The sequence below is a fragment of the Amycolatopsis sp. ATCC 39116 genome, assembly GCF_000231075.2.
GTDB classification, from domain to species: domain Bacteria; phylum Actinomycetota; class Actinomycetes; order Mycobacteriales; family Pseudonocardiaceae; genus Amycolatopsis_E; species Amycolatopsis_E tucumanensis.
Genome location: NZ_AFWY03000029.1, coordinates 1 through 18403 on the forward strand (window position 1 = coordinate 1; position 18403 = coordinate 18403).

Annotated in this window: 16 protein-coding genes; 12 read left to right on the forward strand and 4 right to left on the reverse strand. The window is 69.9% G+C overall.

Annotation, left to right across the window (positions count from 1 at the left end; genetic code table 11):
- Positions 1 to 196: 196 nt before the first annotated feature.
- Entirely contained in the window at positions 197 to 1255 is a 1059-nt protein-coding gene (locus tag AMY39116_RS0325410; protein WP_020420433.1) for a tartrate dehydrogenase, read from the reverse strand.
- Positions 1252 to 2715 (reverse strand): NAD-dependent succinate-semialdehyde dehydrogenase, encoded by a 1464-nt coding sequence (locus tag AMY39116_RS0325415; protein WP_020420434.1) that lies wholly within the window; start codon positions 2713 to 2715, stop codon positions 1252 to 1254. Before AMY39116_RS0325415 ends, AMY39116_RS0325410 begins: the two co-directional genes overlap by 4 nt.
- A 94-nt stretch (positions 2716 to 2809) precedes the next feature.
- Here AMY39116_RS0325415 and AMY39116_RS0325420 point away from each other — a divergent pair, with 94 nt between their 5' ends.
- The 5 genes from AMY39116_RS0325420 to AMY39116_RS0325445 all read left to right on the forward strand — a co-directional run bounded on the left by AMY39116_RS0325420 (position 2810) and on the right by AMY39116_RS0325445 (position 8703).
- Complete coding sequence (locus AMY39116_RS0325420; RefSeq protein WP_020420435.1) at positions 2810 to 4069, forward strand: aspartate aminotransferase family protein; 1260 nt, start codon at positions 2810 to 2812, stop codon at positions 4067 to 4069.
- Between the two features lie 14 nt (positions 4070 to 4083).
- Positions 4084 to 4584, forward strand: coding sequence for a DUF3830 family protein (locus tag AMY39116_RS0325425; protein WP_020420436.1), 501 nt, complete (start codon positions 4084 to 4086; stop codon positions 4582 to 4584).
- 538 nt (positions 4585 to 5122) lie between these two features.
- A complete protein-coding gene (locus AMY39116_RS0325435; RefSeq protein ID WP_027936219.1) occupies positions 5123 to 5686 on the forward strand; it encodes a hypothetical protein in 564 nt (187 codons plus the stop codon).
- Between the two features lie 81 nt (positions 5687 to 5767).
- Complete coding sequence (locus AMY39116_RS0325440) at positions 5768 to 7141, forward strand: FAD-binding oxidoreductase (RefSeq protein WP_020420438.1); 1374 nt, start codon at positions 5768 to 5770, stop codon at positions 7139 to 7141.
- An 8-nt stretch (positions 7142 to 7149) separates the two neighbouring features.
- Positions 7150 to 8703, forward strand: a complete 1554-nt coding sequence (locus AMY39116_RS0325445) for an acetolactate synthase large subunit (protein WP_020420439.1) — start codon at positions 7150 to 7152, stop codon at positions 8701 to 8703.
- Between the two features lie 586 nt (positions 8704 to 9289).
- Here AMY39116_RS0325445 and AMY39116_RS0325450 read toward each other — a convergent pair.
- Positions 9290 to 11452 (reverse strand): 3-hydroxyacyl-CoA dehydrogenase NAD-binding domain-containing protein, encoded by a 2163-nt coding sequence (locus AMY39116_RS0325450; protein WP_039791756.1) that lies wholly within the window; start codon positions 11450 to 11452, stop codon positions 9290 to 9292.
- A 2-nt stretch (positions 11453 to 11454) separates the two neighbouring features.
- The gene (locus AMY39116_RS0325455; protein ID WP_020420441.1) at positions 11455 to 12666 is read right to left on the reverse strand and encodes an acetyl-CoA C-acetyltransferase; all 1212 of its coding nucleotides are present in this window, start codon (positions 12664 to 12666) and stop codon (positions 11455 to 11457) included.
- A gap of 127 nt (positions 12667 to 12793) precedes the next feature.
- On the opposite strand from AMY39116_RS0325455, the gene AMY39116_RS0325460 reads away from it, so the two are divergent.
- The 7 genes from AMY39116_RS0325460 (at position 12794) to AMY39116_RS46310 (ending at position 18338) form a co-directional block, all read left to right on the forward strand.
- Positions 12794 to 13969 carry a TetR/AcrR family transcriptional regulator gene (locus AMY39116_RS0325460; protein WP_020420442.1) on the forward strand — a complete coding sequence of 392 codons (1176 nt, stop codon included), beginning with the start codon at positions 12794 to 12796 and terminating at the stop codon, positions 13967 to 13969.
- Between the two features lie 66 nt (positions 13970 to 14035).
- Positions 14036 to 14542 carry a hypothetical protein gene (locus AMY39116_RS0325465; protein WP_157358689.1) on the forward strand — a complete coding sequence of 169 codons (507 nt, stop codon included), beginning with the start codon at positions 14036 to 14038 and terminating at the stop codon, positions 14540 to 14542.
- A gap of 117 nt (positions 14543 to 14659) precedes the next feature.
- Positions 14660 to 15958, forward strand: coding sequence for an acyl-CoA dehydrogenase family protein (locus AMY39116_RS0325470; RefSeq protein WP_020420444.1), 1299 nt, complete (start codon positions 14660 to 14662; stop codon positions 15956 to 15958).
- A gap of 19 nt (positions 15959 to 15977) precedes the next feature.
- The gene (locus AMY39116_RS0325475) at positions 15978 to 17186 is read left to right on the forward strand and encodes an acyl-CoA dehydrogenase family protein (RefSeq protein WP_020420445.1); all 1209 of its coding nucleotides are present in this window, start codon (positions 15978 to 15980) and stop codon (positions 17184 to 17186) included.
- Between the two features lie 113 nt (positions 17187 to 17299).
- Complete coding sequence (locus tag AMY39116_RS0325480) at positions 17300 to 17701, forward strand: nuclear transport factor 2 family protein (protein WP_020420446.1); 402 nt, start codon at positions 17300 to 17302, stop codon at positions 17699 to 17701.
- A gap of 28 nt (positions 17702 to 17729) precedes the next feature.
- The gene (locus AMY39116_RS0325485) at positions 17730 to 17990 is read left to right on the forward strand and encodes a hypothetical protein (RefSeq protein ID WP_020420447.1); all 261 of its coding nucleotides are present in this window, start codon (positions 17730 to 17732) and stop codon (positions 17988 to 17990) included.
- Between the two features lie 195 nt (positions 17991 to 18185).
- Complete coding sequence (locus tag AMY39116_RS46310; protein WP_020420448.1) at positions 18186 to 18338, forward strand: hypothetical protein; 153 nt, start codon at positions 18186 to 18188, stop codon at positions 18336 to 18338.
- Positions 18339 to 18403 lie beyond the last annotated feature (65 nt).

An 18403-nucleotide genomic window follows, 5' to 3' on the forward strand; every position in this document is an offset into this window, starting at 1 on the left:
CCGCCACCGCCACACGCCACCCCGCCGCCACGCCGCCACGCCGCCACGCGAGATCGGCCGAGGCGAGCGCAGCCGGCAGGCGAGATCGGCCGTCAGGCAGGCGCGGCGCTCCGGCGCGCGCGGCGGTCAGGCGGGGTGCCGCTGTCAGGCGAGCACCAGCCGCCCCGCAAGCACAGCCGCCACGCAAGCGCCGCTGTCAGGCGAGCGCGGCCGTGATGGCGGCCCCCAGCTCGGTCGTCGTCGACTTGCCGCCCAGGTCCGGGGTCGCCACCTCGCCGGCCGCGAGCACCTCCTCGACCGCCCTGTGCACCGCCGCGGCGGCCGTCTTCTCGCCCAGATGCTCGAGCATCATCGCGCCGGCCAGGATCTGCGCCACCGGGTTCGCGATGCCCTGCCCGGCGATGTCCGGGGCGCTGCCGTGCACCGCCTCGAACATCGACGGGTACTCGCCCGGCGGGTTGACGTTGCCGGACGGCGCCATGCCCAGCCCGCCCGTCACGGCCGCCGCCAGGTCGCTCAGGATGTCGCCGAACAGGTTCGACCCCACCACGACGTCCAGCCGGTCCGGGTGCTGCACCATGCGCGCCGCCAGCGCGTCGATGTGCGTCTGTTCACTGTGGACGTCCGGGTACTCCGCGGCGACCTCCGCGAACACCTCGTCCCAGAACGGCATCGTGTGGATGATCCCGTTCGACTTGGTCGCCGAGCACACCCGGCCGCTGCGGGTGCGGGCCAGCTCGAACGCGAACCGGATGATCCGCTCGACCCCGACCCGCGTGAAGATCGACTCCTGCACCACGAACTCGCCCGGCTGCCCCGGGTTGTGGCGCCCGCCGATCTGCGAGTACTCGCCCTCGGTGTTCTCCCGGACGATCACCATCTCCAGCTCGTCGGCCTCCCGGCCGGCCAGCACGGACGTCGTCCCGGGCAGCAGCCGCACCGGCCGCAGGTTCACGTACTGCGCGAACGCCCGCCGGATCGGGATCAGCAGCCCCCACAGCGACACGTGGTCCGGCACCCCGGGGAACCCGACCGCGCCGAGCAGGATCCCGTCGAACGGCCGCAACTGGTCGATGCCGTCCTCCGGCATCATCCGGCCGGTCTTGGTGTACCGCTCGCAGCTCCAGTCGAACACCGTCCACTCCAGACGGAACCCGTGCACTTCGCCTGCCCGGTCGAGGACCTGGCGCGCCTCGGCGGTGACGTCGACCCCGATGCCGTCACCGGGGATGCTCGCGATCCGGTAGGTGCTCACAGGCTCACCGCGATGTACTTGGTCTCCAGGAACTCGTCGATGCCGACGGTGCCGCCCTCGCGGCCGAGCCCGGACTGCTTGACCCCGCCGAACGGCGCCGCCGGGTTGGACACGATGCCCTGGTTCAGCCCGATCATGCCGGCCTCCAGCGACTCCGACACGCGCAGCGCACGCTTGAGGTCGTTGGTGTAGACGTAGCTGACCAGGCCGTACTCGGTGTCGTTGGCGGCCGCGACGGCCTCGTCCTCGTCGTCGAACACGCTGATCGGCGCGACCGGCCCGAAGATCTCCTCGCTCGCCATGCGGGCGTCCCGCGGCACGTCGGTGAGCACCGTGGCCTGGTAGAAGTTGCCCGGACCGTCCACAGTGGCCCCGCCGGTGAGCACCTTGGCGCCCCGGGAGGTGGCGTCGGCGACCAGCTCGGTCACCTTGTTCACCGCGTCGGCGTCGATGAGCGGGCCGACGACCACGCCGGGCTCGGTGCCGCGCCCCAGCGGCAGCGCCGACATCCGCTCGGTCAGCCGCCGGGCGAACTCGTCGGCGACCCCGCGCTGCACGTAGAACCGGTTGGCCGCGGTGCACGCCTCGCCGATGTTGCGCATCTTGGCCTGCATGGCGCCCTCGACCGCCGCGTCCAGGTCGGCGTCGTCGAAGACCAGGAACGGCGCGTTGCCGCCCAGCTCCATCGACGTGCGCAGCACCTTGTCCGCGCACTGCTCCAGCAGCTTGCGCCCGACCGCGGTGGATCCGGTGAAGGACAGCTTGCGCGCGCGGCCGTCCTTGATCATCGGCTCCATCACGCCGCCCGGGTCGCTGGTGGTGACCACGTTGAGCACGCCGGCGGGCAGCCCCGCCTCGGTCAGGATCGCGGCCAGCGCGAGCATCGACAGCGGCGTCTGCTCGGCCGGCTTGATGACCATGGTGCAGCCCGCGGCGATCGCCGGGCCGATCTTGCGGCCGCCCATCGCCATCGGGAAGTTCCACGGCGTGATCAACAGGCACGGCCCGACCGGCTGCTTGGTGACGAGGAACCGGCCCGCCCCGTTGGGCGCGACCTGGTAGCCACCGTCGATGCGCACGGCCTCCTCGGAGAACCAGCGGAAGAACTCGGCGGCGTAGGCGACCTCGCCCTTCGCCTCGGCCAGCGGCTTGCCCATCTCCAGCGTCATCAGCAGCGCCAGCTCGTCGACGCGCGCGTTCAGCAGTTCGTAGGCGCGGCGCAGGATTTCGCTGCGCTCGCGCGGCGCCGTCTTCGCCCAGTCGGCCTGCGCGGCGACGGCGGCGTCGAGGGCCGCCTTCCCGTCCTCGGGCGCGGCGTCGGCGACCTCGCAGAGGACCCGGCCGGTGGCGGGATCCTCGACGGCGAAGGTCCGCCCACTGCTCGACGGGACCCACTTCCCGCCGATGAACAGCTCCTTGCCGACGGCGTCCACGACACCCGATTCGGTCAGCTCGGCCATTGGTCCTCCTGATCAACCTTGCGCCTGTCCACCGGCCATGCTAGACAGATTGTCAACAATCTACAAGCTCACTCCGGTTAGGAGTTCCGCCGTCATGGCCCAGCTCTCCCCCCTGCTCAAGCAGGCCACTCCGGTCGTCGTCGAGCACGGCGAAGGCGCCTACCTCTACGACGTCGACGGCAACCGCCACCTCGACTTCACCGCCGGGATCGGTGTGACCAGCACCGGCCACTGCCACCCGAAGGTGGTCAAGGCGGCGCAGGAGCAGATCGGCAAAGTCATCCACGCGCAGTACACCACCGTGATGCACCAGCCGCTGCTCAAGCTGACCGAGCGGCTCGGCGACGTGCTGCCCGCGGGGCTCGACTCGCTGTTCTTCGCGAACTCCGGCAGCGAGGCCGTCGAAGCCGCCCTGCGCCTGTCGCGGCAGGCCACCGGGCGGCCGAACGTGATCGTCTTCCAGGGTGGGTTCCACGGCCGCACGGTCGCCGCGGCGTCGATGACCACCTCCGGCACGCGGTTCAGCGCCGGCATCTCGCCGCTGATGGGCGGTGTGCACGTGGCGCCGTTCCCCTACGCCTACCACTACGGCTGGGACGAGCAGACCGCGACGAAGTTCGCGCTGCGCGAGCTGGACTACCTCTTCCAGACGATCAGCGCGCCGAACGAGACGGCCGCGTTCTTCATCGAGCCGATGCTCGGCGAGGGCGGGTACGTGCCGGCGAACACCGAGTTCATGGCCGGGCTGCGCGAGCGCGCCGACCGGCACGGGATCCTGCTGGTGATCGACGAGATCCAGACCGGGTTCGGGCGCACCGGCCGGTTCTGGGGCCACGACCACTTCGACGTGAAGCCGGACGTCGTGCTGATCGCGAAGGGCCTGGCGAGCGGCTTCCCGCTGTCCGGCATCGCGGCGTCGAAGGAGCTGATGTCCAAGGCGTTCCCCGGTTCGCAGGGCGGCACGTACGGCGGCAACGCGGTGTCGTGTGCGGCGGCGCTGGCCACCCTTGACGTGATCGAGGAGGAGAACCTGGTCGAGAACGCGGCGGCGCGCGGCAAGCAGTTGCTCGAAGGCGCGCGGTTGATCGCCGACAAGACGCCGGAGATCGGCGAGGTGCGCGGGCTGGGCCTGCTGGTCGGTTCGGAGTTCACCAAGGCCGACGGCACGCCGGACACCGCGCTGGCCGCGGCGGCGCAGCAGGAGGCGGCGCGGCGCGGGCTGCTGCTGCTCACCTGCGGGGCGTACTCGAACGTCGTGCGGATGATCCCGCCGCTGGTGGTCACCGCCGAGCAGATCGACGACGCGCTCGCGATCTGGGCCGAGACCGTCGCCACCGTCACCGGTTCCAAGTAGGGAGAAGAGGCACGTTGGCCCGCTACATCACCATCTCGCTCGACAAGCGCGGCGTGTCCTGCCGTGCCGTGCTGCTGGACGCGGAAGCGCCGCGGACCTGCCAGGCGGTGTGGAACGCGCTGCCGCAGAGCGGTTCGGCCTACCACGCGAAGTACGCCCGCAACGAGGTCTACACGCTGGTGCCGCCGTTCGCCGACCCGAAGCCGGGCCGGGAGAACCCGACGGTCACCCCCATTCCCGGGGATGTCGTCTATTTCGGGTTCGAGGCGTGGGAAATCGGAAATCCGGCGTACGGGTACGAAGACAGCAGCGAGGCCCACAGCGACCAGGGCGCGACCGATCTGGCGATCTTCTACGGCCGGAACAACCTGCTCATCAACGGCGACGCGGGCTGGGTGCCCGGCAACGTGTTCGCCACGATCGTGGAGGGCCTGCCGGAAATGGCGGCGGCCGCGCAGGACCTGTGGCTGCGTGGCGTCGAGGGCGAAACGCTGTCCTTCGCTCGCGCCGAGTAGCCGTCGACCTGCGGTCGTTAGGGGCAAAACCCCGGTCCCCCGTCACTCGTCAGTGTGATCATGGGGGGATCACCTTGCGTGGCAATGTCTTCACCCGTTCGGGCGGGCGTCACCCGGCGTGCCGGATCAAGATCGGCATCGCCCCAGGTGGGCCCGCCCGGCGGCGCTACGAGTGGCGCAACGGGACCCCCGGCCGCGAACCCGAAAGTGTTACGTGTTTAGGCTGGGCGGATTTTCCACCGCGCTATTCGACGGGCTCCGCTCTTTCCGCGGCGGTTTGACACTTCCCAGCGGAACTGAAAATCTTCCCTTGCTTTCGAAAGCAGCCAGATTCGCAAGGATTGATTTTCGCAAAGGAGCCCCTCTCCAATGTTCGCTGCGCACTTCCACCACGGCCACGACATCGTTTCCAACATCCTGGCCGGCCTCGCGCACGTCCTCGGCTGGCTGGTCTGACCCGCTGATCCGAGAAGGCGGGGCCGGTACGTTGGCGCGGACCGGCCCCGCCCCCTTTTCCGGCACCGGTGACGTCGCCGCCGTGAGCGCAGTGATCGTGACCGTGGTACTCGCTTTCGTCGGCTACATCGCCACTTACACGAACAACGTCCGGCTGTCGCAGCGGCAGGAACGCCTGGCCCGGATCAACCGGCAGCTGAGCGAGTTGTACGGCCCGCTGTTCTCCATCAGTGAGGCCCACAGCCGCACGTTCGCCGAGTTCCGCCGACGCCATTCCCGGAACGGCGTTTCCCCGTTCGCCGACGAAACCCCGCCTACCGCTGAGGAACTCACGGAATGGCGGCTCTGGGTGACCTCCGTCTTCCTGCCCACCCTCCGGTCCATGCGCGATCTGGTCGTGCAGAACGCCGACCTGCTCATCGAGCCCGAGGTGCCGGAGGTCCTCCTCCAGCTGTGCGCCCACGTTTCCGGCTACGAGATCACCGTGGCCCGCTGGGAACAGGGCGACCACTCCGAGCACCTGTCGATCGTGCACTACCCGGCCGACGAGCTGGCCGCCTACATCAACCGCAGCTTCACCCTGCTCAAGGCCGCGCAGGCGCGCTTGCTCGGACGGCGGCGGCTGCGTCGACTCCTCCAGACATGAATCTCCTTCACTTCCAGTCCTGCGCCTTCCCGTACTAGGCTTCCGTCATTCGGGCAGGCGCAGGAAAGGATCGGGCACGTCATGGGCGACGTCACCGCGCGGATCGCCGAGATCGTCGGCGAGCGCAACCTCCTCTCCGGGGACTCCGTCCCGGACGACTACGCGAAGGACGAGTCCCTCACCGTCGGCGCCATCAAACCGGCCCACGTCGTCAAACCCGCCACCGCCGAAGAGGTCGCCGCCGTGCTGGCCGTGGCCACCGAGAACGGCCTGCCGGTCACGGCTCGCGGCTCGGGCAGCGGGCTGTCCGGCGCGGCCCGCCCTCGCGAGGACGGCGTGCTCGTCTCGTTCGAGCGGATGAACGCGGTCCTGGAGGTCGACACCGCCAACCAGGTCGCCGTCGTCCAGCCGGGCGTCACGCTCAGCGAACTGGACGAGGCCACCAAGGAGGCCGGCCTCGCCTACACGGTCTACCCGGGCGAGCTGAGCGCGAGCGTCGGCGGCAACGTCGGCACCAATGCGGGCGGCATGCGCGCGGTCAAGTACGGCGTGGCGCGGCACAACATCGTCGGCCTGCAGGCGGTCCTGCCCACCGGCGAGATCATCCGCACCGGCGGCAAGACGTCCAAGATCTCCAGTGGCTACGACCTGACCCAGCTGATCATCGGTTCGGAGGGCACGCTCGCGCTGGTCACCGAGGTGATCGTCAAGCTGTACCCGCGCCTGCCGCACGCGGCGACGCTGCTCGCGCCGTTCGGTGATCTCGACCAGGTGATGCGCGCCGTGCCGGAGATCATCGCCAGCGGGCTGACGCCGAACATCCTCGAGTACATCGACAACCTGACGATGGCGGCGATCACCTACAACGAAAAGCTGGAGCTGGGCGTCCCCGAGGAGGTCCGCAACGCCACGCAGGCCTACCTGGTGGTGGGCCTGGAAAACCGCGACAACGACCGGCTGGACGGCGACGTCGAGCGGGCCGGCGAGCTGCTCGGCGAGCTGGGCGCGTCCGACGTTTACGTGCTGGACGGCGGTTCGGCGCGCAAGCTCATCGAGGCGCGGGAGAAGGCGTTCTGGACGGCGAAGGCCGCCGGCGCCGACGACGTGATCGACGTCGTGGTGCCGCGCTCGGAGATGCCCGGGTTCCTGGCGAAGGTCCGGGAGCTGGCCGCGGCCGCGGAGGCCGGTGCGATCGGTTGCGGCCACGCCGGGGACGGCAACGTCCACTTGGGAATCTTCTGCAAGGACGCGGAGAAGCGGCACCGGCTGCTGCACGACATCTTCGCCGCGGGCATGGCGGCCGGCGGGGCGATTTCCGGTGAGCACGGGATCGGGCAGGCGAAGAAGGACCACTTCCTCGCGCTCGAAGACCCGGCCAAGGTCGCGTTGCTGCGCCGGATCAAGCAGGCCTTCGACCCGAAGGGCATCCTGAACCCGGATGTCCTGTTCGACTGAGGAGTGAGATGAACGGCGCGCAGTCCCTGATCCGCACGCTCGTCGACGCGGGTGTCGACGTGTGCTTCTCCAATCCCGGCACGTCGGAGATGCACTTCGTCGCGGCGCTCGATTCGGTGCCCGAGATGCGCGGTGTGCTGGCCCTGTTCGAGGGCGTGGTCACCGGCGCGGCCGACGGTTACGCGCGGGTCGCGGGCAAGCCGGCCGCGACGCTCCTGCACCTGGGGCCGGGGCTGGGCAACGGCCTGGCGAACCTGCACAACGCCCGGCGCGGGCACGTGCCGGTGGTGAGCGTGATCGGCGATCACGCGACGTACCACAAGAAGTACGACGCGCCGCTGGAGTCGGACATCGAGGCGATCGCCGGTTCGCTGAACGGGTGGGTGCGCCGGTCGGGAAACAGCGCGGATGTCGGCGCGGACGCCGCGTTCGCCGTCGCCGCGGCGCAGGAGGCGCCGGGCAAAGTGGCGACGCTGATCCTGCCCGCGGACGTCTCGTGGGGCGACGGTGGTGTCGCGGTGAAGCCGGTGCCGCCGCGCTCGCCGCAGACCGTCGCGGACACCACGGTCAAGGCGGTGGCGGAGGTGCTGCGGACCGGTGAGCCGGTCGCGTTGCTGGTGGGCGGCCCCGCCTGCCGCGAAGCCGGTCTGCGGGCGGTGAGCCGGATCGCCACCGCGACCGGGGCGAAGCCGTTCGTGGAAACCTTCCCGGCGAGGCTGGAGCGCGGCGCCGGACTGCCCACGATCGAACGCCTGGCGTACCTGGCCGAGCAGGTGCAGTGGCAGCTGGAGGGCATCAAGCACGTCATCGTGGCCGGGACCAAGGCGCCGGTGTCGTTCTTCGCCTACCCCGGCAAGCCCAGCGATCTGGTGCCGGAGGGCGCGCAGGTGCACACGCTGGCAGAGCTGGACCAGGACGTGGTTGCCGCGCTGGAAGCACTCGCGGACGAGGTCGCGTCCGATGTGGACCCGGTGCTGCAGGAACCGGCTCGCCCCGCCCTGCCGAGCGGCCCGCTGACGGTGCAGAACTGGGTCGAGGTGATCGGCGCGCTGCTCCCGGAGGGCGCGATCATCTCGGACGAGGCCAACACCTCGGGCCTGTTGCTCCCGGGCGCGACGGCCGGTGCCCCACGCCACGACGTGCTCACCCTGACCGGCGGAGCCATCGGACAGGGACTCCCGGTGGCTGTCGGCGCAGCGATCGCCGCCCCAGACCGCCCGGTGATCGCACTCCAGGCGGACGGCAGCGCCCTCTACACCATCTCGGCACTGTGGACGATGGCGCGGGAAAACCTGAACGTGACAACGGTGATCCTGAACAACCACGCCTACGCCATCCTGCGCATGGAACTGCAGCGAGTCGGAGCGGAAGCATCCGGCCCGAAGGCGAAGGACCTGCTGGACCTGGCAAGGCCCGACATCGACTTCGTGAAGATCGCGGAAGGCATGGGCGTCCCAGCAACAAGGGCGACGACGGCCGAGGAACTGGCCGAGCAATTCCGCAACGCCGTCAACGAACCCGGCCCGCACCTCATTGATGCGGCGGTACCCCCACTGCTCTGACGGCGCGCAGCGCCGTGCCCTTGATCTTTGAACCCAACCCGAGCTGGGTGGTCATCCCGTCGCCTGACACGCAACGATCACCTTGAGCCAGGGCCGCAACCCAGGCCGCCAACCGGCAGCCGAACATGCCAACCTTGCGGCCCTGGCTCAAGGTGATATGCACAAACCGGAAGGCGACGGGATGACCACCCAGCGACCCACTGCATGAGGTGAGACGAGGCACCCAACCCCTGGTCATCCCGGAGCCTGCCCGTCCGGCGAGGACTATCTTTTGATCTTTAAACCCGCCGCCTGACACGGCGAAGAGCCCGCCCTGCGGGCGGAAAGCGCCTCACGGCGCTCGAAAGGTCACCTTTCGACCACCCCCGCCCCCTCTCCTTGAGTGTGTTTCAGTCGCCGAGCAGCCGTGTCAAGGCGGGAAAGCGTGCCTTGACACGGCTGGTCGGCGACTAAAGATCGGCTGTGGATCGGGGGCGGGGGAGGTCTGGTTGGGGTAGTCGGCTCATTTCCGTTGCCGGCTTGCGGTTGTACTCAAAGAAAAAAGCGCCCTCCCCGATCTGTCGGGAAGGGCGCCTTTTCGTTCTTGTTATTCGAACTTTTCGCCTGCTTCGGCCTTCTTCACCAGCGACTCCGGCGGCTGGAAGTGCTCACCGTACTTCTCGGCCAGCTCCTTCGCCCGCGCCACGAAACCGGGCAGGCCGCCCTCGTACTGGTTGATGTACTGGATGACACCGCCGGTCCACGCCGGGAAACCGATGCCGAAGATCGAGCCGATGTTGGCGTCCTGCACGGACATCAGCACGCCCTCGTCGAAGCAGCGCACCGTCTCCAGCGCCTCGGCGAACAGCATGCGCTCCTGCAGGTCCTTGAACGGCACGTTGCCACTGCCGGACTTGAACGCCTCCCGCAGGCCGGGCCACAGTCCGACGCGCTTGCCGTTCTCGTCGTAGGAGTAGAAGCCCGCGCCGCTGGACCGGCCCTTGCGGTCGAACTCGTCGATCATCCGGTCGATGACCGCCTCGGAGGCGTGCGCCTTCCAGGTGCCACCGGCGGCCTCGATCGCCGACTTCGTCTCCTCACGGATCTTGCGCGGCAGGGTCAGCGTCAGCTCGTCCATCAGCTGCAGCGGCGGCGCCGGGTAGCCTGCCTGCGAACCGGCCTGCTCGATCGACGCCGGCTCGACGCCCTCGCCGAGCGCGGCGACCGCCTCGTTGATGAACGTGCCGATCACCCGGCTGGTGAAGAAGCCGCGGCTGTCGTTGACCACGATCGGCGTCTTCTTGATCTGCAGGGTGTAGTCGAAGACCTTCGCCAGGGTGGCGTCCGAGGTCTTCTCCCCACGGATGATCTCCACCAGCGGCATCTTGTCGACCGGCGAGAAGAAGTGGATGCCGATGAAGTCCTCCTGCCGCTGCACGCCCTGCGCCAGGCCGGTGATGGGCAGCGTGGAGGTGTTCGACCCGAGCACGGCGTCCGGGTTGACGATGTTCTCGATTTCGCCGAAGACCTTGTGCTTGAGCTCCTGGCTCTCGAACACGGCCTCGATCACGAAGTCCACCCCGGCGAAGTCCGCCGGGTCGGCCGTCGGCTTGATGCGCGCCAGCAGCGCGTCCGACTTCTCCTTCGTGGTCTTGCCGCGGGACAGCGCCTTCTCTTCGAGCTTGACCGCGTAGCCCTTGCCCTTCTCAGCCGCCTCCAGCGAGACGTCCTTGAGCACGACCTCGATCCCGGCCTTCGCCGACACGTAGGCGATCGCGGCGCCCATCATGCCCGCGCCGAGCACGCCGACCTTCTGCGCCTGGTACTTCTCGTACCCGTCCGGGCGGGAACCGCCGGAGTTGATGTGCTGCAGGTCGAAGAAGAACGCCTTCGTCATGTTCTTCGCGACCTGGCCGGTGACCAGGCTGACGAAGTAGCGGGTCTCGATCTGCGTCGCGGTCTCGATGTCGACCTGCGCGCCCTCGACCGCGGCGGCCAGAATCGCACGCGGGGCGGGCATCGGGGCGCCCTTGAGCTGCTTGCGCAGGTTCGCCGGGAACGCGGGCAGGTTCGCCGCGAACTTCGGGTTCGACGGGGAGCCGCCGGGCATCTTGTAGCCCTTGACGTCCCACGGCTGCTGCGCCTCGGGGTTGGCCTTCACCCACTCCTTGGCCTTCGGCAGCAGCTCGTCCACACTGGACACGACCTCGTGCACGAGGCCCAGCTCCAGCGCCTTCGCCGGCTTGTGCCGCTGACCCTGCACCAGCACGTTCAGCACGGCGCTCTGGATGCCGAGCAGCCGCACGGTGCGCGCCACGCCACCGCCGCCGGGCAGCAGGCCCAGCGTCACCTCGGGCAGGCCGATGACGGTGCCCGGCACGTCCGCGACGATCCGGTGGTGCGTGGCCAGCGCGATCTCCAGGCCACCGCCCAGCGCGGCGCCGTTGATGGCGGCCACGACCGGCTTGCCGAGGGTCTCCAGCTTGCGCAGCTGGGCCTTCATGGCGTTGGTGCTCTCGGTGATCTCGGCCGCGTGCTCCGGCGTGGCCTGGATCAGGTCACGCAGGTCACCGCCCGCGAAGAAGGTCTTCTTCGCCGAGGTGATCACGACACCGGTGATCGAGTCCTTTTCGGACTCCAGCCGCTCGACCGTGTTCTTGAAGGACTCGCGGAAGTCGGCGTTCATCGTGTTGGCCGACTGGTTGGGGTCGTCCAGGGTGAGCACGACGATGCCGTCGGAGTCCTGGTCCCAGCGAATAGTGTTGGTCATGATCACACCCGCTCGATGATCGTCGCGATACCCATTCCGCCGCCGATGCACAGCGACAGCAGCGCACGCCGCGCCTGGCGCCGCTCCAGCTCGTCGACCATGGTGCCGAGGATCATGGCACCGGTCGCGCCGAGCGGGTGGCCCATCGCGATCGCCCCGCCGTTGACGTTGACCTTCTCGTCCGGCAGCTTCAGGTCCTTCATCCACTTGAGCACGACGGAGGCGAACGCCTCGTTCAGCTCGAACAGGTCGATGTCGTCGGTGGTCATCCCGGCGATGTCGAGGACCTTCTTCGTGGCCGGGGTGGGGCCGGTGAGCATGATCGTCGGGTCGGACCCGGTGATCGCGGCCGCCACGATGCGGGCACGCGGGGTCAGGCCCAGGTCCTTGCCGACCTGCTCGTTGCCGATCAGCACCAGCGCGGCGCCGTCGACGATGCCCGAGGAGTTGCCGCCGGTGTGGACGTGGTTGATCTTCTCGACCGAGTGGTATTTCTGCAGCGCCACCGCGTCGAAGCCGCCGAACTCGCCGATCGTCTCGAACGCGGGCTTCAGCTTGGCCAGGCTCTCCAGCGTGGTGCCGGGGCGGCGGTGCTCGTCGTGGTCGAGGATCGTGACGCCGTTGATGTCCTTGACCGGCACGACCGACTTCGCGAAGTACCCGCCGGACCAGGCCGCCTCGGCCTTCTCCTGCGAGCGGACCGCGAACCGGTCGACGTCCTCGCGGCTGAAGCCCTCGATGGTGGCGATCAGGTCCGCGCCGATGCCCTGCGGCACGAAGTACGTGTCGTAGTTCGTGGCCGGGTCGGTGAACATCGGGCCGCCGTCGGAGCCCATCGGCACGCGCGACATCGACTCGACGCCACCGGCGATGATCAGGTTCTCCCAGCCGGAGCGCACCCGGGCGGCGGCCTGGTTGACGGCCTCCAGACCCGAGGAGCAGAAGCGGTTGAGCTGGACACCGGCGACGGTGTCGGGCAGGCCGGCGGCCATCGCCGCGGCGCGCGCGATGTCGGCGCCCTGGTCACCGACCGGCGAGACGACGCCGAGGATGATGTCGTTGATCGCGGCCGGGTCCAGGCCCGGGTGCCGCGCCTGGAGTTCGTGAATCAGTCCGGTCACGAGGTCGATCGGCTTCACCCCGTGCAGGGATCCACCCTTGTTCTTGCCACGGGGCGTCCGGATCGCCTCGTAGATGTATGCCTCGTTGCTCACACCGACGGTCCTTCCTGCTTACTGCATCCGTCTGGGTCTGACGCTAATTGCCACTAACATACTCCGCCCGAATCCCCTGGTGTCAACCGTTTGCAGGGGGGCTCGATCCGGCTAGAGTGGAATCACCATGTCGAGCACCTCCCGCCGCCCCGACCGCAAGAGCCAGCTGGCCGGCCTCGCCGCCGAGCTGTTCCGCGCTCGCGGCTATCACGGCGTCGGCATCAACGACATCGCCGCGGCGGCCGGCATCACCGGGCCCGCCCTGTACCGGCACTTCGCGGACAAGCAGGCGATCCTCGCGTACGTGCTGCTCGGCGGGGTGCAGGAGATGGAGGACGCGACCGCGGCCGCGTTGTCCAGCCTGCGGCGACCGGACGGCGCCCAGGTGGAGCGGCTGTTGCGGGGCATCGCGGAGGCGTCGGTGGAGCGGCGCGACGTGGCGGCGCTGTGGCGGTGGGAGGGGCGGCACCTGTCGCCGGAGGACCAGCGCGAGATCGCCCGGCGGTCGACGGCGCTGCTGTCGTCGTGGGCCAAGGAGCTCATGAACCTGCGCGCGGACCTGGGGCCGGCGGACGCGGAGCTGCTGTGCTGGGCGGCGATGAGCGTGTTCGGCAGTGTTTCGGTGCACCGGACGTCCGTGGCGCGGAAGCGGTTCGCCGAGTTGCTGGCGGAGCTGGCGCGGCGGGTGCTGCACGTGCGGCTGCCGTCGGAGGTCGTCGAGGACGAGCCGGTGCCGGTGGGCGTCGGGGTGCCGTCCCGGCGGGAGCAGATCCTGTCGGCGGCCGCGGAGCTGTTCCACCGCAAGGGTTTCCACGCGGTGAGCATGGAGGACATCGGCGCGGCGGCCGGCATCGCGGGCCCGAGCGTGTACCGGCACTTTTCGAGCAAGGCGGCGCTGCTGGGGGCGATCGCGCGGCGGGCGGGCGACCGGTTGCTGCTGGACGCCGAACGGGTGCGCCTGAGCAGCGCCGACGAGACGGAAGCGCTCCGCGGGCTGATCGAGTCGTACGTGCTGGTGCTGACCGGTTCGGCGGAGCTGGCGGTCTCGTTCTCGGCAGACGCGGTCAACTACGCGGAGGACGAGGGCCCCGAGCTGCTGCGCATCCAGCGGGACTACGTGGCGCAGTGGGTGAGCCTGCTGGGCGCGGCGCAGCCGGCGCTGAACCCGCGCGAAGCGAAGATCACGGTCCACGCGGCGCTGACGATCGCGAACGACCTGTCCCGCACACGGCGGGTCAACTCCCGGCCAGGGCTGGCGGCCGAGCTGCGCGTCCTGATGGCGGCGGTGCTGGACCTGGATTAGCCCGGATGTGGCCGAAACCTGCCATTTCACCCTGCTCGCGCGGGATCCGTCGCTACCGTGATCGACGTGAAGCGCGCCGTCGTTTTCCTCCTTCTTCTGCCCCTTGCCGCGTGCAGCGGGAATGACCAGCCCACCGAAACCCCGGCACCGGCCACCACCTCGTCCCTGCCGCCGGCGCTCGCCGCTCCCGATGGGCGTGACTACGGTGCTTGCCTGGACGGCAACTGCGAGGTCCTGGTGAGCGATCCGGTCGACATCGCGCTCACCGGGCAGGGCGAGGTCGACCGGATCTCCGTCCGCGCGGTCACCGCCGAGGGCATCGAGTTCTCCACCGGCGACGGCAGCGGCAGCCTCACCCCCGGCTGCGTCTCGACCCTCTACGAGAACGGCTCCGGCTCGCGCTGCAGCAGCGGCGAACCCGAGAAGCCGAAGCCGGTCGACGGGGTCCTCGCGATGCAGGTCGTCGACGTGCGGGACGGCACCGCCGTGCTCCGGCTCGTGTCCGGCGCCGTCGGTCCGCCGCCCAGCTCGCTCCGGCCCCCGATGCCCGTCCTCCCGACCTGGCGCCCCTGACGTCGGGCGGCTGGCGTTCACCGGCCCCCATGCGTTAACCTACTCACGAGTAGGTAACGGCGATGGGAGTGCGACGTGGCAGCGCTCAGGGAGAACAGCGGCCGGAAGCGGGACGTGATGGGCCTCGGCCTGGCCGCCCTCTCCCGGCTCGCGGGCAGCAGGACGCTGGAACGCAGCGGGTTGCGCGAGCCGGTTCAGAACCTGGTTTCGGCGGCGACGAGGAACGGTTTCAAGGTCGCCGGCGCGGCCAGCCGGACGTTCTCCTCGTCGCGAAAGCGGGGCGGTGACGCGACCCGCCCGGCGCCGGCCGAGGACAAGGGCCTGTTCGACCTCACGCCGTCCGAAGACCAGCAGATGATCGTCGAGACGGTGAGCGAGTTCGCGGCCGAGCAGCTGCGTCCCGCGGCCGCCGAGGCGGACGAGAAGCTCAGCCCGCCGGACGGCCTGCTCACCAGGGCCGCCGAGCTGGGCGTGACGCTCATCAGCATCCCGGAGGAGCTGGGCGGCGCGGGCGCGGAACGCTCGGTCGTCACCAACGCGCTGGTCGCCGAGGCACTCGCCCACGGCGACCTCGGCCTGGCCGTCGCGGTGCTCGCGCCGTCCGCGGTCAGCAACGCGCTCGTCCTGTGGGGCGACGCCCAGCAGCAGGCCGACTACCTGCCGGAGTTCGTCGGCGAGAACGTGCCCGCCGCGGCGCTGGCCCTGCTGGAGTCCAAGCCGCTGTTCGACCCGTTCAAGCCCGCCACCAAGGCCCGCCGCACCCCCGGCGGCTACCAGCTGGACGGCGTGAAGTCCCTGGTCCCCCGCGCGGGACAGGCCGAATTGTTCGTCGTGTCCGCCGACCTCGAAGGGCGCGGCCCGGCGCTGTTCCTCGTCGAGTCGTCGACCAAGGGCGTGTCGATCGAGGCCGAACCGGCGATGGGCCTGCGGGGCGCGGCGACCGGGAAGCTGCACCTGGAGAAGGTGTCGCTGCCCGCGGGCGCGCTGCTCGGCGGCGGCTCGCCGGACGTGTTCACCGAGGCCGTGCGGCTGTCCCGCCTCGGCTGGGCCGCGCTGGCCACCGGCACCGCGAAGGCCGTGCTGGACTACGTGATCCCGTACGTGAACGAGCGCACCGCGTTCGGCGAGCCGATCAGCCACCGCCAGGCGGTCGCGTTCTCGGTCGCCGACATCGCGATCGAACTGGAAGGCATGCGCCTGGTGATGCTGCGCGCCGCGGCGCGGGCCGAGCAGGGCAAGCCGTTCGCCCGCGAGGTCGCGCTGGCCCGCAAGCTCGCCGCGGACAAGGGAATGCGCATCGGCAGCGCCGGGGTGCAGCTGCTGGGCGGGCACGGGTTCGTGAAGGAGCACCCGGTCGAGCGGTGGTACCGCGACCTGCGTGCAATCGGTGTGCTCGAGGGCGTCGTCCTCCTCTGACAAGCCTGGGAAGGTCATCATGATCAATCTGGAAACCCCGAAGAAGGCCCGGGCGCTGATCAACCAGGCGTACCAGGCGGCGTCGGAAGTGCTGCGGCCGATCTCGCGCAAGTACGACCGCGCCGAGCACGAATACCCGGTCGAGCTGGACATGTTCGCCGCGGTGCTGGACGGGCTGAACTCCTCCGGCGAGGGCGGCGCGGGCGCGGCCGGCGTGCGGCGCAACGAGAAGGAGAAGGCGACCGGGAACCGCAACGGCGGCAACCTGGCGACGGTGCTCGGCACGATCGAAATGTGCTGGGGCGACGTGGGTCTGCTGCTGTCGATGCCGCGGCAGGGCCTCGGCAACGCCGCGATCGCGTCGGTGGCCAACGACGAGCAGCTGAAGCGGTTCGCGAAGGTGTGGGCCGCGATGGCGATCACCGAGCCGGGCACCGGTTCGGACTCCGCGAACATCACCACGACCGCCACCGAGGACGGCGACAGCTACATCCTCAACGGCGAGAAGATCTTCGTGACCTCCGGTGACCGCGCGGACGCCGTGGTCGTCTGGGCCACTTTGGACAAGTCGCTCGGCCGGGCGGCGATCAAGTCGTTCGTGGTGGAGAAGGGCACGCCGGGCTTCGAGGTCGTGCGGCTGGAGCACAAGCTCGGGATCCGCGCGTCGGACACGGCGGTGCTGCGGTTCGACAACTGCCGCGTGCCGAAGGAGAACCTGCTCGGCTCGCCGGAGATCAACACGTCCAAGGGGTTCGCGGGGGTCATGCAGACCTTCGACAACACGCGCCCCCTGGTCGCGGCGATGGCGGTCGGCCTGGCGCGGGCCGCGCTGGAGGAGACGGCGAAGATCCTGGCCGAGGCGGGTGTCGTGGTGGATTACGACCGCCCCGCGCACCACCAGCACGCCGCGGCGGCCACGTACCTGGAACTGGAAGCCGACTACGAAGCGGCGTACCTGCTGACGCTGGAGTCGGCGTGGATGGCCGACAACCGCAAGCCGAACTCGCTGCAGGCGTCCATGGCGAAGGCGAAGGCGGGCCGGTCGGTCGTCGACATCACGCTGAAGTGCGTCGAGCTGATCGGGACGCTCGGCTACACGGAAGAGATGCTGCTCGAGAAGTGGGCCAGGGACTCGAAGATCCTGGACATCTTCGAGGGCACGCAGCAGATCCAGCAGCTGATCGTGGCGCGGCGGTTGCTGGGGAAGACTTCGGCGGAGCTGAAGTAGCGCGTCACCGCCCGGCTCCCCGTGTGCGGAGAGCCGGGCGGACTCGGCCGCCGGATGACGGCACTGGTCTTTCCGCTCGTTCGCGCGTTCAATGGGGATCCCGGAGGTGAACCATGGGCGATCGCGACGATTTCCTCACCTGGGTCGGCTCCCGGCTGCGGGACGCCGAAGTCGCGTTGCACAACGGCGACCCGGCGCCACGGCGGGCGATCTGGTCGCGCGCGGAACCGGTCTCCGTGCTGGGCGCCTGGCTGAACGCCACCGGCCAGGCCGAGATCGACGCCCTGTTCAGCCGGCTCGGAGCCACCTTCTCGGACTGCGCCTCCTACGAACACGAGATCGTCGCGGCCGATGTGGTCGGTGACATGGCCTACACGGTGGGCTACGAACACACCCGGGCGTCCGTCGACGGGGAACCGCGCGACTACACCCTGCGCGCGACCCAGATCTACCGCCGCGAGGACGGCGAATGGAAAGTCGCCCACCGGCACGCCGACCTCGTCCAGAACACCTGAGCCATCGCAGCGCCGTTAGGTTTCCCGCGTGCGAGAAGCGACGGTGACGATCCGGCCGGACACCGATCCCGCCACCATCGAACCGCGCATCGCCGGGCAAGCGGCTGTGCGGGTCCTCGTCAGCGCGCCCTTGCCCGCCCCTGTCCTCGCCGCCGCCGCGGAGGCGCTCGCCGCGCATCCCGGCGTCGCGCTCCACCTGCTGGGACACGCCGACCCCGCGCAGCTACCGGAGTTCCGCCACGTGCGAAAACTCGCCCTCGACCTGCCGCACGCCACCGCCGGGACCTGACCCCGCTGGCCGGCATCGCGACGCTGCGCGGGCTCGACGACCTCAGTGCCCTGGCCGGCTGCGTCAACCTCGAAGCTGTCTCCCTCGGGCACTCAAGAACGTCCCCGGCCTGCGGGCGCTCGCCGAACACCCCGCCCTGCGGTTCCTCATCCTCGAACTCCTCCGCGGCCTGGACACCCTCGCCCCGCTCGCGCCGTGCGCCCGGCCGACCGGCGGCTCGACGTCCTCGTCCCCGCGGCCAGCCTGCGGCACGCCCTGATCGGCGCCCCGTCCCCATCCGCCCAGGTCGACGCGCTGCGCGAGCGGTTGCACACCCTCCATTACCGCGGCGAGAACCTCGCGCGGTGACGGCTCCGCCCTCCGCGTCCACTGGCGCACCCCGGTCACGGACCTCCTCTCACCGTCCACAGAAG

Bases quoted from the DNA above. Each gene is read 5' to 3' on its own strand.
- AMY39116_RS0325415 (WP_020420434.1), bottom strand. From the start codon at position 2,715: ATGGCCGAGCTGACCGAATCGGGTGTCGTGGACGCCGTCGGCAAGGAG.
- AMY39116_RS0325420 (WP_020420435.1), top strand. From the start codon at position 2,810: ATGGCCCAGCTCTCCCCCCTGCTCAAGCAGGCCACTCCGGTCGTCGTC.
- AMY39116_RS0325440 (WP_020420438.1), top strand. From the start codon at position 5,768: ATGGGCGACGTCACCGCGCGGATCGCCGAGATCGTCGGCGAGCGCAAC.
- AMY39116_RS0325445 (WP_020420439.1), top strand. From the start codon at position 7,150: ATGAACGGCGCGCAGTCCCTGATCCGCACGCTCGTCGACGCGGGTGTC.
- AMY39116_RS0325450 (WP_039791756.1), bottom strand. From the start codon at position 11,452: ATGACCAACACTATTCGCTGGGACCAGGACTCCGACGGCATCGTCGTG.
- AMY39116_RS0325460 (WP_020420442.1), top strand. From the start codon at position 12,794: ATGTCGAGCACCTCCCGCCGCCCCGACCGCAAGAGCCAGCTGGCCGGC.
- AMY39116_RS0325470 (WP_020420444.1), top strand. From the start codon at position 14,660: ATGGGCCTCGGCCTGGCCGCCCTCTCCCGGCTCGCGGGCAGCAGGACG.
- AMY39116_RS0325475 (WP_020420445.1), top strand. From the start codon at position 15,978: ATGATCAATCTGGAAACCCCGAAGAAGGCCCGGGCGCTGATCAACCAG.
- AMY39116_RS0325480 (WP_020420446.1), top strand. From the start codon at position 17,300: ATGGGCGATCGCGACGATTTCCTCACCTGGGTCGGCTCCCGGCTGCGG.